Annotated in this window: 13 protein-coding genes; 8 read left to right on the forward strand and 5 right to left on the reverse strand. The window is 59.7% G+C overall.

Going from position 1 to position 13,419, the window contains the following annotated elements:
• Positions 1 to 26: 26 nt before the first annotated feature.
• The 4 genes from mrdA to B9Z52_RS08050 form a co-directional block, all read right to left on the reverse strand.
• Entirely contained in the window at positions 27 to 2,012 is a 1,986-nt protein-coding gene (mrdA, locus tag B9Z52_RS08035; RefSeq protein WP_108413340.1) for a penicillin-binding protein 2, read from the reverse strand.
• 2 nt (positions 2,013 to 2,014) lie between these two features.
• Positions 2,015 to 2,536, reverse strand: coding sequence for a rod shape-determining protein MreD (gene mreD / locus B9Z52_RS08040; RefSeq protein WP_108413341.1), 522 nt, complete (start codon positions 2,534 to 2,536; stop codon positions 2,015 to 2,017).
• Complete coding sequence (gene mreC, locus B9Z52_RS08045) at positions 2,533 to 3,492, reverse strand: rod shape-determining protein MreC (protein ID WP_108413342.1); 960 nt, start codon at positions 3,490 to 3,492, stop codon at positions 2,533 to 2,535. Before mreC ends, mreD begins: the two co-directional genes overlap by 4 nt.
• Before the next feature lie 71 nt (positions 3,493 to 3,563).
• Positions 3,564 to 4,607, reverse strand: a complete 1,044-nt coding sequence (locus B9Z52_RS08050; RefSeq protein ID WP_108413343.1) for a rod shape-determining protein — start codon at positions 4,605 to 4,607, stop codon at positions 3,564 to 3,566.
• Positions 4,608 to 4,816: 209 nt separating this feature from the next.
• On the opposite strand from B9Z52_RS08050, the gene gatC reads away from it, so the two are divergent.
• The 5 genes from gatC (at position 4,817) to B9Z52_RS08080 (ending at position 9,943) form a co-directional block, all read left to right on the forward strand.
• Complete coding sequence (gene gatC / locus B9Z52_RS08055) at positions 4,817 to 5,116, forward strand: Asp-tRNA(Asn)/Glu-tRNA(Gln) amidotransferase subunit GatC (protein WP_090140383.1); 300 nt, start codon at positions 4,817 to 4,819, stop codon at positions 5,114 to 5,116.
• A gap of 3 nt (positions 5,117 to 5,119) precedes the next feature.
• Positions 5,120 to 6,580, forward strand: coding sequence for an Asp-tRNA(Asn)/Glu-tRNA(Gln) amidotransferase subunit GatA (gatA, locus tag B9Z52_RS08060; RefSeq protein ID WP_108413344.1), 1,461 nt, complete (start codon positions 5,120 to 5,122; stop codon positions 6,578 to 6,580).
• Positions 6,581 to 6,584: 4 nt separating this feature from the next.
• Entirely contained in the window at positions 6,585 to 8,081 is a 1,497-nt protein-coding gene (gene gatB / locus B9Z52_RS08065) for an Asp-tRNA(Asn)/Glu-tRNA(Gln) amidotransferase subunit GatB (RefSeq protein ID WP_108413345.1), read from the forward strand.
• Between the two features lie 17 nt (positions 8,082 to 8,098).
• A complete protein-coding gene (locus B9Z52_RS08070; RefSeq protein ID WP_108413346.1) occupies positions 8,099 to 8,587 on the forward strand; it encodes a hypothetical protein in 489 nt (162 codons plus the stop codon).
• A gap of 636 nt (positions 8,588 to 9,223) precedes the next feature.
• On the forward strand, positions 9,224 to 9,943 hold the full coding sequence (locus B9Z52_RS08080) for an alpha/beta fold hydrolase (protein WP_108413347.1): 720 nt from the start codon (positions 9,224 to 9,226) through the stop codon (positions 9,941 to 9,943).
• A gap of 34 nt (positions 9,944 to 9,977) precedes the next feature.
• On the opposite strand, the gene B9Z52_RS08085 is transcribed toward B9Z52_RS08080, so the two are convergent.
• Positions 9,978 to 10,988, reverse strand: a complete 1,011-nt coding sequence (locus B9Z52_RS08085; protein WP_108413348.1) for a fumarylacetoacetate hydrolase family protein — start codon at positions 10,986 to 10,988, stop codon at positions 9,978 to 9,980.
• Between the two features lie 102 nt (positions 10,989 to 11,090).
• Between B9Z52_RS08085 and B9Z52_RS08090 the strand changes: the two genes are divergently transcribed.
• Genes B9Z52_RS08090 through B9Z52_RS08100 form a run of 3 tightly spaced genes read left to right on the forward strand, consistent with a single transcriptional unit; the run spans position 11,091 to position 13,392 of the window.
• On the forward strand, positions 11,091 to 11,912 hold the full coding sequence (locus tag B9Z52_RS08090; protein ID WP_108413349.1) for an IclR family transcriptional regulator: 822 nt from the start codon (positions 11,091 to 11,093) through the stop codon (positions 11,910 to 11,912).
• A 14-nt stretch (positions 11,913 to 11,926) separates the two neighbouring features.
• Positions 11,927 to 13,057, forward strand: coding sequence for a DUF3108 domain-containing protein (locus B9Z52_RS08095; RefSeq protein WP_233251886.1), 1,131 nt, complete (start codon positions 11,927 to 11,929; stop codon positions 13,055 to 13,057).
• Positions 13,058 to 13,110: 53 nt separating this feature from the next.
• Positions 13,111 to 13,392, forward strand: coding sequence for a DUF3567 domain-containing protein (locus tag B9Z52_RS08100; protein ID WP_108413579.1), 282 nt, complete (start codon positions 13,111 to 13,113; stop codon positions 13,390 to 13,392).
• Positions 13,393 to 13,419: the final 27 nt, after the last annotated feature.

Consider the following 13,419-nt stretch of genomic DNA (forward strand, 5'->3'; position numbering starts at 1 on the left):
GAGAGGATCAAGCCCTCAGACTTGCCTCAACGCGTGCCATCGCTGGACTTCTTGCCGTCCAATGCGATGTCCTGTTTGGATCGGGGCGTACCAATAGGCCGTGAACTCTGGCCTTGCTGGGTGGCCGCCATGTCTTCGGGACTGGGGTACTGTCCCAACAACCAGTAGTCAAACACACGCCTCGCAATAGGTGCCGCATGGGCCGCACCAAAGCCCGCGTTCTCCACCACCAGCGCCAGTGCAATTTGCGGCTGCTCTGCAGGTGCAAACGCCATGTACAACGCGTGATCACGTTGGTACTCGCTCAACTTGCTGGCGTTGTATTTTTCTTTTTGTCCAATCGTCACCGCTTGGGCCGTACCGGTCTTGCCAGCGCTTTGGTAGCTGGCACCGGCAAACACCTGCGCCGATGTGCCCGAAGTGGCCACACCGATTAAGCCATTTCGCACCACTGCAATGTGATCTGGGTTGTAGCCCAAATTCACAGGCGCTGTATCCGCGACCGACTCCTGCGCGTGCGTCAGAGGATCTTGCGTTGCCTTGACCACACGAGGCGTGAACTTCTGCCCGCCACTGGCCAGAGTGGCCGTGGCAGAAGCCAATTGAAGCATGGTGAAATTGTTATAACCCTGACCAATACCCAATGAAATCGTCTCCCCACCAAACCATTTCTTTTGCTCAGGCCGCTTGTAATAGTTACGCTTCCATTCCGTACTGGGCAATATCCCGCGCACCTCGCCAGGCAAGTCGATACCCGTGATCTGCCCAAAACCCAAGGGTTTCATAAAGTCATGGATGGTATCCACCCCCATGTCGTTGGCCAATGAGTAGTAATAAACGTTGCTTGACAACACAATCGAGCGCACCATGTCTACAGGACCCAACCCCGTGTCTCCATGACTGCGGAACGTATGGCCGCCATAGGTCCAAGCACCGTTATCCTGAATGATGGCGCTGGCGCTGCGCTTGCCCGTGGTCAGCGCGCCCAAGGCCATGAAAGGCTTGTAGGTTGAGCCAGGTGGGTAAGTGCCACGTAATGCCCGGTTGAGCAATGGCTTGTCAATTGACTCATTGAGCAATTGCCAGTTTTCAGAATCGATACCATCAACAAACAAGTTCGGGTCGAAGGTCGGCTTGCTCACAAACGCCAGCACCTCACCGGTGTTGGGATCGAGGGCCACCAGAGCACCCCTGCGCGTACCAAACAAGTCCTCAACCATTTTTTGCAGTTGAATGTCGATCGACAGAACCACATTCTTACCAGGAATGGCGGGGCGACTTGACAAGCTGCGAGTTGCGCGCCCCCCTGCAGATGTTTCGACTTGGTTGACCCCAGTGATGCCGTGCAGCTCACGCTCATAGCGCTGCTCCACACCGAGCTTGCCGATGTATTCCGTGCCCCTGTAGTTGCCCGACTCATCGTCCTCCTCAATGCGTTCTTTTTCTCGAACGTTGATGCGTCCAATGTAGCCAATCACATGACTGGCCAGCTCACCAAATGGGTATTGACGAAACAGTCTTGCCTTGATGTCCACACCAGGGAAGCGGTATCTTTGAGCACTGAAACGAGCCACCTCTTCATCGGTCAATCGGGTTCGTATGGGCAATGAGTCAAAACTCTTTGACTCTTCACGAAGCCGCTTGAAACGCCGACGGTCCTTGGTCTGAATGTCGATGAAATCAGCCAATTCATTGATGGTGGCCTCCAAATCCTGGACTTTGGAAGGCGTGATCTCCAGGGTGTAGGCCGAATAGTTACTGGCCAGCACAACACCATTGCGGTCCAAGATCGTGCCGCGCGGGGGCACTGTAGGCAAGACCGCAGTGCGGTTGTTTTCAGCTTGCTCCAACAAATCATCGTGACGCACGACCTGCAAATACGCCAATCGGGTCAACAGCAAGACAAAACACACCAACACCACCAGTTGGACAACAATCACGCGTTCGCGAAATCGCTGAATGTCGGCCTGCGTATCCCGGAGCTCAGCAAGAGATGGCAAACTGATCGGCATGTTCAAAGTGGACGAATATCGTCAGGTGCAAATGCACGTCTTTGAGGGGCCAGCAACAAGGCGCCCACCAGCGGCCACAGGGCCGCCTGCAACAATGGTGCGAACAGCTGACTCCAGTGTGGCCAAGCGTCTTGCACAATCAAACGGGTGATCCACTCCACCAAAGCGGAAATCACAAACAAAGGGACAATTTGCAAGGCTTGCTCACGCAATGGGAACCACAACAATCGCCGTTGAATCGCCAAAGCCATGCTGCTGAGGACGACGTAAGACAAGGCGTTTTGCCCCAACAAAGCTGACTCATGCACATCCAGCGCCAAGCCCAAGAAGAACGGCAGCAACAAGCCCACCCGTCGCGGTTGATGCACGTTCCAGAACACCACCACAATGGCCAAGACATCGGGCAGCCAGCGCATGCCTGTAAGACCCAGCAACATGTTGATCAGCAGCGCCAGCAGCAAGGTGAATGCGACGAAACGAGGATTGGCAGGCAAAAGCAATGGCCGCCCTGCGGGCATGATCATGGCTTGACTCCTGCGGTCGGGGGGGCGACGAGCATGCCCGTTGCCGACGCCTTGTGCTTGGCACCGCCTTTGGGCACATCTTCTGGCGCTGGCAAGCTCGGCCAGTCTTTCACCGGCATCAATACCAATAAATGGCGTCCGCGCGCCACAGCCATCGGTTTGGCATGCACTCGGGCAAACGAAGAGTCAATGCGGCGGTCAATCTGTGTGATGGAGCCCACATGCAGGCCTGCAGGATAAACCCCGTCCACCCCGCTGGTGGTCAGCAAATCGCCTTGTTTCATGTCTGCGCCAGCAGGCACAAATTTCAACTCAAGCGAGCCCCCCAGCATGCTGGGATCTCCGTAAGCCACATGGCGCGTCCCGGTACGGGCATTCATGACGGGTATGCTTTGATCTCGGTCAGTCAGCAGCGTCACTTCACTGATCAAAGGATAAACACGCGTGACTTGACCAAATACGCCCGCCGCGTCAATCACGGCAGAGCCCGGCTTGATGCCAGCCAATTGCCCACGGTCAACGACCACACGTTCACTGTAGGCATCCGTGGTGTCGTAGAGCACTTGAACCGGTTTGGAAGGCCCCGCAAACTGCTTACGCAATTCAAGCAGCTCACGCAGCTGCGCATTCTCCTGCAAAAGCTGCTCAACTTGCTGCAAACGCTGGGTTTGTCCAATGGACCGCGCTTGGAAGTTTTGCGCCGCATCCCTGGCCTTGTCGAGGTCGACAAAATAATCCCCCAAACCATGCACCATTCGCTCGGGCTGTAAAGACAACCATTGCAAAGGTGCCAACACCATTGCAATGCCAGCACGAATGGGATAGGAGATTTTGAGCCGATGGTCTGCCGCCATCAACAAGATGGACAAAAGCCCCAGCAACACCAGTTTGGAGGTGGCTGACAGGCCTTGCCGAAAAATCGGCGGCACACTTCGGTCAAGGGTATCCAGAGCCATAGTCGAGATGCACCGGATTCAAAAAATTGAAAAAGAAAATGCAGACAGCCCGGAGACAGGCCATCTCTGTTTTACTCGCTTGTGAAGATGCTGCCCAGCTGGTCCATGCGCTCCAGCGCCATGCCGCAGCCACGTGCCACGCAAGTCAGCGGGTCTTCGGCCACCAGCACGGGCAAGCCGGTTTCTTCGGCCAGCAAGCGGTCCAGGTCACGCAGCAAAGCGCCACCGCCCGTGAGCATCATCCCGCGCTCTGCAATGTCGGCACCCAGCTCAGGAGGCGTTTGCTCCAAAGCCGTTTTGACGGCCGACACAATGTTGTTCAGCGGATCGGTCAGCGCTTCCAGGATCTCGTTGGAGCTGATGGTGAAGCTGCGAGGCACGCCCTCTGACAGGTTGCGGCCCTTGACTTCCATCTCCTTGACTTCGCTGCCAGGAAAGGCCGAGCCGATGTTTTTCTTGATGGCTTCTGCCGTGGGTTCACCGATCAGCATGCCGTAGTTGCGGCGGATGTAGCTGATGATGGCTTCGTCGAACTTGTCGCCGCCCACACGCACGCTGCCTTTGTAGACCATGCCGCCCAGCGAGATCACGCCCACCTCGGTGGTGCCGCCGCCGATGTCGACCACCATCGAACCCGAAGCCTCCGACACGGGCAGACCCGCGCCGATGGCTGCGGCCATGGGTTCTTCGATCAGGTACACCTCAGAGGCGCCTGCGCCCAGCGCCGATTCACGGATGGCGCGGCGCTCGACCTGGGTAGAGCCGCAGGGCACGCAAATGATGATGCGTGGACTGGGGCGGAAGGTGCTGCGGGGGTGCACCATGCGGATGAACTGCTTGAGCATCTGCTCGGTCACGGTGAAGTCGGCGATCACGCCGTCTTTCATGGGGCGAATGGCTTCAATGTTGCCGGGCACCTTGCCCAGCATGGCCTTGGCTTCGTGGCCCACGGCCTGCAAGGTTTTCTTGCCCTGGGGGCCGCCTTCGTGACGGATCGCCACCACCGAGGGCTCGTCGAGCACGATGCCCTTGTCTCGCACAAAAATCAGGGTGTTGGCAGTGCCCAGGTCAATGGCCAGGTCACTGGAAAAATAACGACGGAATGAAGAAAACATTCTGGAATCCTTAGAGGCCACGACCGATCCACGAAAAAGCCTGGAAAGGACGGACGCAACAATCAAATCGGGGGTGGCATGCGGTCTTGTGTAAAGACAGTTCTTGACACTGCAGCAAACACAGGATAATACCCGATCCCCCGGTCTGGCATGTTGCCTTGCGTCACGCCAGCCTTGGAAAATCTGACCTTTACAACTCTTTTCAAACCATGTCCCTGACCCCGCAGGATATTGCCCGCATTGCCAATCTCGCCCGTCTGGAGCTCAAGCCCGAAGAAAGCGAGCGCATGCTCACTCAAATCAATGGCTTTTTTGGCATCGTCCAAGCCATGCAGGCGGTCGACACCACCGGCATCACCCCCATGGCCCACCCCGTGGCGGCCATTCAGGACATCACGCTGCGCCTGCGCCCCGACGTGGCCAGCGAGCCCAACCAACGCGATTTGAACCAGCAAAGCGCCCCGGCCGTCGAACGCGGCCTGTTCCTGGTCCCCAAAGTCATCGAGTAAGCCATGAGTGATCTGCACAACCTCAGCGTGAAAGCGCTGGCCAGCCTTTTGCAAACCAAAGAAGTCAGCGCGGTCGAAGTCGCCACGCGATTCTTGGCCCGCATGGGCGGCAACCCGCACAACGCCTTTTTGGACATCGACAGCGAAGTGACGCTGGCCCAGGCCCGTGCCTCCGACACCAAGCTGGCCGACGGCACCGCTGGCCCACTCGAAGGCGTGCCGGTCGCGCACAAAGACGTGTTCGTCACCCGCGACTTCACCACCACCGCAGGCTCCAAAATTCTGAGCGGCTACCGCTCACCGTTTGACGCCACCGTGGTGCAGCGCCTGCGCACGGCGGGCATGGTCAGCTTGGGCAAGCTCAACTGCGACGAATTCGCCATGGGCTCGGCCAACGAAAACTCGGCCTATGGCCCGGTGCAAAACCCCTGGGACTCGGCCCGCGTGCCCGGCGGGTCTTCTGGCGGCAGCGCCGCCGCTGTGGCCGCTGGCCTGGCCCCCGCCGCCACCGGCACCGACACCGGCGGCTCGATCCGCCAGCCCGCCAGCTTTTGTGGCATCACCGGCATCAAGCCCACCTATGGCCGCGCATCCCGCTACGGCATGATCGCCTACGCATCGAGCCTGGACCAAGCTGGCCCCATGGCCCGCAGCGCCGAAGACTGCGCGCTCTTGCTGAGCGCCATGTGCGGCGCAGATTTGGACCGTGACTCGACGTCGCTGGACATGCCCACCGAAGACTTTGCAGCATCGCTCAACAACTCCCTTGAAGGCCTGCGCATTGGCATTCCCAAAGAGTTCTTTGGCGAAGGCTTGGCGGCCGATGTGCGTGCCGCCGTAGACAGCGCCTTGCGCGAATACGAAAAACTCGGCGCCAAGCTGGTGCCCATCAGCCTGCCACGCACCGAGTTGTCGATTCCGGTTTACTACATCATTGCCCCGGCCGAAGCCAGCTCGAACCTCAGCCGCTTTGACGGCGTGAAGTTCGGCCACCGCGCCAAGGACTACACCGATCTGGTGGACATGTACAAAAAGACCCGCGCCGAAGGCTTTGGCAACGAGGTCAAGCGCCGCATCATGACGGGCGCTTATGTGCTGAGCCACGGCTACTACGACGCCTACTACCTGCAAGCGCAAAAAATCCGCCGCATGATCGCCGACGACTTCCAAAACGCCTTCAAAGAGTGCGACGTGATCGCCGGCCCCGTGGCCCCATCCGTGGCCTGGAAGTTTGGCGAAAACGCCAACGACCCGGTGGCCGATTACTTGGCCGACATCTTCACCCTGCCCGCATCGCTGGCCGGGCTGCCTGGCATGAGCGTGCCCGCAGGCTTTGGCGCACAGGGCATGCCCGTGGGATTGCAGTTGATCGGCAACTACTTCAAGGAAGCCCAATTGTTGAACGCCGCACACCGCCTGCAACAAGCGACCGATTTCCACCTCCAGAAACCAGTGGGGGTTTAAGACCATGAGCAAACTCGTCCAAGGCTACGAAGTCGTCATCGGCTTTGAAACACACGCCCAACTCTCGACCAAGAGCAAAATTTTCAGCCGCGCCAGCGTGGCGTTTGGCGCCGAGCCCAACACACAAGCCTGTGCGGTGGACATAGCCCTGCCCGGCACGCTGCCCGTGATGAACATCGGCGCTGTGGAACGCGCGATTGAATTTGGCTTGGCCATCAACGCGCACATTGCCGAGCGCAGCATCTTTGCCCGCAAAAACTACTTCTACCCTGACCTGCCCAAGGGCTACCAGATCAGCCAGTTCGAGATCCCTGTCGTTCAAGGCGGCGAAGTGTCGTTCTTTCTGGAAGTGGGCAAAGAGACCGTGCGCAAAACCGTGCGTCTGGAGCGCGCCCACCTCGAAGAAGACGCGGGCAAATCGCTGCACGAAGACTCGAGCTTGGGAGCGTCCATCGGAGATGGCCGGGGTCAAAGCGGCATCGATTTGAACCGCGCTGGCACACCGCTGCTTGAAATCGTGACCCAGCCCGACATGCGCAGCAGCGAAGAGGCCGTGGCCTACGCCAAAGAGCTGCACAAGATCGTCACCTGGATCGGCATCTGCGACGGCAACATGCAAGAAGGCAGCTTCCGCTGCGACGCCAACGTGTCGGTGCGCAAACCCGGTGGCGAGCTGGGTACACGCCGCGAGATCAAGAACCTGAACAGCTTCAAGTTCATGCAGCAAGCCATCGACTACGAAGTGCGCTGGCAGATCGACCAGATCGAAGACGGCCACGCCATCCAGCAAGCCACCGTGCTGTTCGACCCCGACTCGGGCGAGACCCGCGCCATGCGCACCAAGGAAGACGCCGCCGACTACCGCTACTTTCCCGATCCGGATCTGCCGCCGCTGGTGATTGGCCGCGACTGGGTGGAGCGCGTCAAAGGCGAGATGGCCGAGTTGCCCCGCGTGATGGCCGAGCGATTCGTCAAGGACTACGCCCTGCCCGAATACGATGCCACGCAACTGACCCAAAGCAAAGCGGTTGCCGCCTACTTTGAAGCCACCGCCAAAGCCTGCGGCCAAGCCAAACTGGCCAGCAACTGGATCATGGGCGAAGTCTCGCGCCGATTGAACGCCAGCGAAATGGCCATCGAGCAAGCCCCAGTCAGCGCCGCCCAACTGGCCGCCCTGATTGGCCGCATCAGCGACAACACCATCAGCAACAACGCGGCGCGTCAGGTGTTTGAAGGCTTGTGGAACAAAGAAGGCCCCTCCGGTAGCGAAGGCGATGTCGACGCACTCATCGAAGCCAAAGGCCTCAAGCAGATGAACGACACCGGCGAGTTGGAAAAAATCATCGACGACGTGCTGGCCGCCAACCCCAAAAACGTGGAAGAGTTCAAGGCGGGCAATGCCAAGGCTCTGAACGGTTTGGTCGGCCCGATCATGAAAGCCAGCAAGGGCAAGGCCAATCCTGGGCAGGTGAATGCGCTGTTGATGAAGAAGCTGGGCTGAAGACTTTCTGGTAACAGATGGCACTGCTTGATGAACAACTGGTCGAGGAATGGCTGAATCGCCAAAATTTCTTCACGATGCGAGGCATCAAGTGCGGCGTTGATGAAATTGACCTGTTAGCCATCCGACCTGTATCAGCCGGATTTGAATGTTGGCATGTAGAAGTTCAGATCAGCTATCGCCCTGTTGGGTACATTGGCGGAGATACAAACGCACGACGGCGTACACCCGATGAATTGAGTGCCGGTGTGGCGCAATGGGTTGAAAAGAAGTTCACGGGTCAACGCAAAATTCAGCGCAGAAATGAAATATTGCCCGATGCACAGTGGCGGAACTTCCTCGTCCATGCGGTTTTGAAGGACGACGCGGAACTGCCCCTGATGCAAGCTTCAGGCGTTGAACTCATCTCATACCGGCAGGTCTTGCATGACCTCTGCCATGACCGCAAAAGCAAGAGCTCATCTGAGGCCAGCGGCATCATTGAGATGCTCAATTATTTGAAGTGATGGTTGCAGCCGATACCGTGTCCCCCGCCCCATCCCCGTTTGCACCAACACGCCCATCTCGCACAGCGCCGTGAGTGCCCGGTCAACCGAGGCGCGTGACACGCGGCAGAGGTTCACTTATTTCTCGGTGCGCATGCCGTTGGCAAATCAGAGAAGTCAGCCTATTTGCAGCAAGGCCTTGATCTTGGCGCGGACATCCTGAAGCACCTCTTCAGGCACCGCGCCTTTCTTTTTGGCTTGGCGAACACGCCAATCCAGTGACTTGACCTGCACACGTTTACAAGCCGCGATTTCACGCGCGATGTGTCAGCCGCCAAACGCGCGGCCTTAGAGGGTCCGGTGTTCATCACAGAGCGGTGTCGCCCTGCTTTTGCAATGCTCAAAATCGACGACTGTTACCGCATGGCCGGAAAATCAGCCCCCCCTGCTGGCGTTGATGGACGGCATTCCGGGTGGTGAAGGCATCGATTTCGATCCACCCAAACTGGGTATTCAGATTCAAGCCGCGAACTTGAACTGAAGGCGACCCATGTTCAGCCATGTGTGCATCACTGCACCTCCCCACCCCAAGCTCAGACCGGTGGTGATGGGACATACTTCAGAACTGACCTGTCCCTACATTCACCCCCAAACACCATGACCACACCGCATTTGATTCTTGTCCCTGGTTTGATGTGCGATGCCGCCTCGTGGGCACCGATGCTGCCTGCCTTGCAGGGGCACGCGCACTGCACGGTGGTCGATCACGGCCAGGCCGATGATTTGGTCGGGATGGCGCAGCAGATTCTGGACGCTGCACCTTGCGCATTCCATCTGGCGGGGCATTCCATGGGGGGTCGGGTGGCGCTGGAGGTGATGCGGCTTGCGCCCGAGCGCGTGCAAGCGCTGGCCTTGCTGGGCACGGGTTACCGGCCCAAGGAGGCTGGCGCAGCGGGAGAAAAGGAAATCCAGACACGCCAAGCCTTGCTGGATCTGGCGCAGCGCGATGGTGTGCGGGCCATGGCACAAGCCTGGGTGCAAAACATGGTGGCACCAGCCCGCCTGTCCGATGCGCCGCTGTTGGAAGCGGTGGTTCAAATGTTCGAGCGCCAATCGGCCGACATTTTCGGGCGTCAGATCCGGGCTTTGCTGGCGCGTCCCGATGCGTCAGCGGTGCTGCAGCAAGTGCGCGTGCCCACGTTGGTCATGGCCGGTGCATGGGACAGCTGGGCCAGCACCCTGCAACACCAGGCCATGGCCGAGCTGATCCCAGCGCGGCCTGCCGTGCAAGTGGTGCCAGGGTCAGGTCACATGATGATGATGGAAAAGCCTGAAGCCGTGGCCAGCAATTTCATCCGCTGGCTTGGCGGGGTTTGACAAAGCCCCGCCATCTGGCTTGACAGACCGATGGTCAGGCTTCGAGTGGCACGATTTCCTGCTCGATCGCCCCAAACAAACTTTCGCCGTTTTGGCCTTTCATCTCGATGCGGATGGTGTCGCCGTACTTCATGAACTCGGTGCTGGGCTTGCCGTCCAGGATGGTTTCGATGGCGCGTTTTTCGGCGATGCAGCTGTAACCCTTGGGCCACTCGGGTTTGCCTTTGACTTCCACGCTCTTGTTGCTCACGGTGCCGCTGCCCACAACCGAGCCTGCACGCACATTGCGGGTCTTGCAGATGTGGGCGATCAGCTGGCCGAAGTGGAAGGTCATCTCGGGGCCCGCTTCGCACATGCCCACTTTGCGGCCGTTCCAGGTGGACTGCAGCGTCAGGTGCACACGGCCGCCTTGCCAAGCATCGCCCAGTTCATCGGGCGTGATGGCCACGGGGCTGAAGGCGGTGGCAGGCTTGCTCTGGAAGAAGCCAAAGCCTTTGGCCAATTCATTTGGGATCAGGTTGCGCAGGCTGACATCGTTGGCCAGCATGATCAAACGCACGGCGTCGATGGCGTCGTCGGCGCTGGTTTGCATGGGCACATCGCCGGTGATGACGGCGATCTCGGCTTCAAAGTCGATGCCAAACGCTTCATTGGCGCAAACCACGGGGTCGCACGGGCCGATGAAATCATCGCTGCCGCCTTGGTACATCAAGGGGTCGGTGTAAAAGCTGCTGGGCACTTCCGAGTTGCGGGCCGCACGGACCAGCTCCACGTGGTTGATGTATGCCGAGCCGTCCGCCCACTGGTAGGCGCGGGGCAGCGGGGCCATGCAGCGCTCGGGGTCAAACGCAAAAGCATGGCGCGCCTTTCCTTGGTTGAGGGTGCTGTACAGGTCTTCCAGTTGTGGTGCCAGAAAGTTCCAGTCGTCCAGCACCTGCTGCATTTTGCTGGCGATGCCGGTCGCATAATGGGCGGTGCTCAGGTCGCGCGAAACCACCACCAGTTGACCATCGCGTGAGCCGTCTTTGTAGGTCGCCAATTTCATGTTGTGTGTGCCCCTTGGTGCCGCGATGCGCTACAGTGAGCCAGCGCGAGAATTACGCATTGTTAAACTCGTTTAACTAAACGAAACTTGATTCTAGACGATATGGCCCATGACACCCACCCCACAAGTGACGGCAAAGAACGCGCTGGCATCCAGTCGGTCGAAGTGGGTTTCACCCTGCTGGACGTGCTGGCGCAGGCCCCCGCCCCCCTGATGCTGCGCGACTTGGCATCGGCTGCCGGCATGAGCGCCGCCAAGGCCCACCGTTATCTGGTGAGCTTTCAGCGCCTGGGTCTGGTGGTGCAAGACAGCACCAGCACCCGCTACGAACTGGGACCGGCCACTTTGCGCTTGGGGCTGGCCACCTTGTCGCGGCTGGACGCCGTCAAGATGGCGCGTGAACGCCTGCCCGCGTTGATGGCGCAAATCGGCCACACGCTGGCACTGGCCGTCTGGGGCAACCACGGCCCGACGCTGGTGCATTGGCAAGAGTCGCCCATGGCCGCCTCGGTCAATTTGCGACTGGGCGATGTGATGCCCTTGCTGTCGTCGGCCACAGGGCGCTGCTTTGCGGCCTTCGCAGGCCACGGCGGCAGCGCAGACAAAGCCCTGCCCATGATCGAGGCCGAGCTGGCCCTGACGCGCAAGCTCGGACGCAGCGACCTGCCCGGCACCGCGGCACAGGTCAAAGCCATTCTCAAAGAGACCCGCGAACAAGGCCTGGGCCGCGTGGTCAACGTCTTGCTGCCGGGCATCTCCGGTTTTTGTGCCCCTGTTTTTGACGCCGATGGTCACCTCGCCTTGGGGGTGGTTGCGCTGGGCTCCTCGGCCACCTTCAATGCCGAATGGACAGGCCCTGCGGCCCAGGCCCTGCGCCAGTTCGCCGCCCAGCTGTCGACCGATCTGGGCTGGCACGCCCGCTGAAACACGCCAGGCCCGTGAACACCGTCCCCGCCACTCAAGGCAGCCACACAGGCCGCCCCGCCCGCCGCACACTGGCGTGGCTGGCGGGCATCGTGCTGCTGGTGCATGTGGCGCTTTTGCTGGGCATGTCGGGCGTGCTGGATTTCCAGCTGCCAGAACGTTCATCGGCCCAGGTGAGTCCTTTGCAAACCCGCATGATTGCGCCACCTGCACCGAAAGCCCCTGTGGCCGCGCCTGCCCCCAAACCGCATCGCCCGCGCATTGCACAAGAGCTGGCCCCGGAACCCACGGCCACCGCCGCCGAGGAGGTCCCCGTCAGCGCGCCTGCAGAGCCCGCGCAGACCAGCACACCTTTGCCAGAAACACCTGCCACGCCCGAAGCGCCACCGGCCGCAGCCGCAGCACCCACGGCGGCCAGCGAGCCGACGGTGTCCTTGCCGCCCGCAGAAGTGCTGCCTCACATCCCCTTGGGGGCTTTGCCGCCTTCGAGCTTGCTGCGCTACGACTTGACGGGCCAGGATAAAGGCTTGACTTACTACGCCAGCGGCGAGCTCAACTGGCAGCACAACGACCAGGCCTATGCGCTGGCGCTCTCGGTCAAGGCCTTTTTGGTGGGCTCACGCCATTGGCGCAGCGTGGGCGAGATCACCGCAGCGGGCCTGGCCCCTCGGCGTTTTTCAGACAGCTGGCGGGGCGAGCGCGCCTCGCATTTCGACCGAGAGAAAAACCGCATCGTCTTCAGCGGCAACGCGCCCGAAGTGCCCTTGATCGCAGGGGCACAAGACCAAATCAGCCTGTATGTGCAACTGGCCGCCGCCATGGCCGGTTCACCCGAACGCTTCACGCCCGGCAGCCGCTTGCAGATCCAGACGGTGACCCTGCGCGACGCCTTGCCTTGGCTACTTACTTTCGAGCAAAACGAAACCCTGACGGTCGACGGCAAATCGCTCAACACCGTCAAATGGGTGTGCCAGCCACGCAACCGGTTTGATGCCAAAGTTGAGTTCTGGGTGGCGGCCGAGCACCACTGGCTGCCTGTGCGAATCCGCATCACGCAAGTCAGTGGCAGCTTCATCGACCTGAATTTGCGCGGCCGCGAAACGCTGGCGGCATTGCCCGTTACAGAAAAAGCCACACCGCCTTGAAGTTCATTCAAAAAGCCCCACCTGAGCCACAGAACTTGAGGGAGAATGAAACCATGAACCTGCTGTACGAATCCGAAACCTTTGCCGTGATGCACTTGTTGGCCAACGCGCCTGCAGAAACTGCGCCCGCCACCAGCAAGCCGATGCTGGAGCGCCATGGTTTTGAAATCGTTGACAAACGCTCAGGCAAAGAGGTCTATCTGGACGGCTCATGGGCCGAAATGTTCCAGCAGCAAATCCAGGCTTGGCAACAACACACGCCGACGCAAGAAGAAGTCGAAGACACGCTGGAAGGTTATACCGGTCTGGCTCAGCAGCCTGTCGTGGTGCACTGAAACGACCTGCCTGAAAAAAAACCGCCG

Origin of the sequence: Limnohabitans sp. Jir72, from assembly GCF_003063575.1 — a bacterium.
Classification (GTDB): Bacteria; Pseudomonadota; Gammaproteobacteria; order Burkholderiales; family Burkholderiaceae_C; genus Limnohabitans_A.

What these genes read in the sequence shown, in the direction of transcription:
- mrdA (WP_108413340.1), bottom strand. Translation starts at nt 2,012, where the DNA reads ATGCCGATCAGTTTGCCATCTCTTGCTGAGCTCCGGGATACGCAGGCC.
- B9Z52_RS08085 (WP_108413348.1), bottom strand. Translation starts at nt 10,988, where the DNA reads ATGAAATTGGCGACCTACAAAGACGGCTCACGCGATGGTCAACTGGTG.
- gatC (WP_090140383.1), top strand. Translation starts at nt 4,817, where the DNA reads ATGTCCCTGACCCCGCAGGATATTGCCCGCATTGCCAATCTCGCCCGT.
- B9Z52_RS08080 (WP_108413347.1), top strand. Translation starts at nt 9,224, where the DNA reads ATGACCACACCGCATTTGATTCTTGTCCCTGGTTTGATGTGCGATGCC.
- mreC (WP_108413342.1), bottom strand. Translation starts at nt 3,492, where the DNA reads ATGGCTCTGGATACCCTTGACCGAAGTGTGCCGCCGATTTTTCGGCAA.
- B9Z52_RS08090 (WP_108413349.1), top strand. Translation starts at nt 11,091, where the DNA reads ATGGCCCATGACACCCACCCCACAAGTGACGGCAAAGAACGCGCTGGC.
- B9Z52_RS08100 (WP_108413579.1), top strand. Translation starts at nt 13,111, where the DNA reads ATGAACCTGCTGTACGAATCCGAAACCTTTGCCGTGATGCACTTGTTG.
- gatB (WP_108413345.1), top strand. Translation starts at nt 6,585, where the DNA reads ATGAGCAAACTCGTCCAAGGCTACGAAGTCGTCATCGGCTTTGAAACA.
- mreD (WP_108413341.1), bottom strand. Translation starts at nt 2,536, where the DNA reads ATGATCATGCCCGCAGGGCGGCCATTGCTTTTGCCTGCCAATCCTCGT.
- B9Z52_RS08050 (WP_108413343.1), bottom strand. Translation starts at nt 4,607, where the DNA reads ATGTTTTCTTCATTCCGTCGTTATTTTTCCAGTGACCTGGCCATTGAC.
- gatA (WP_108413344.1), top strand. Translation starts at nt 5,120, where the DNA reads ATGAGTGATCTGCACAACCTCAGCGTGAAAGCGCTGGCCAGCCTTTTG.
- B9Z52_RS08070 (WP_108413346.1), top strand. Translation starts at nt 8,099, where the DNA reads ATGGCACTGCTTGATGAACAACTGGTCGAGGAATGGCTGAATCGCCAA.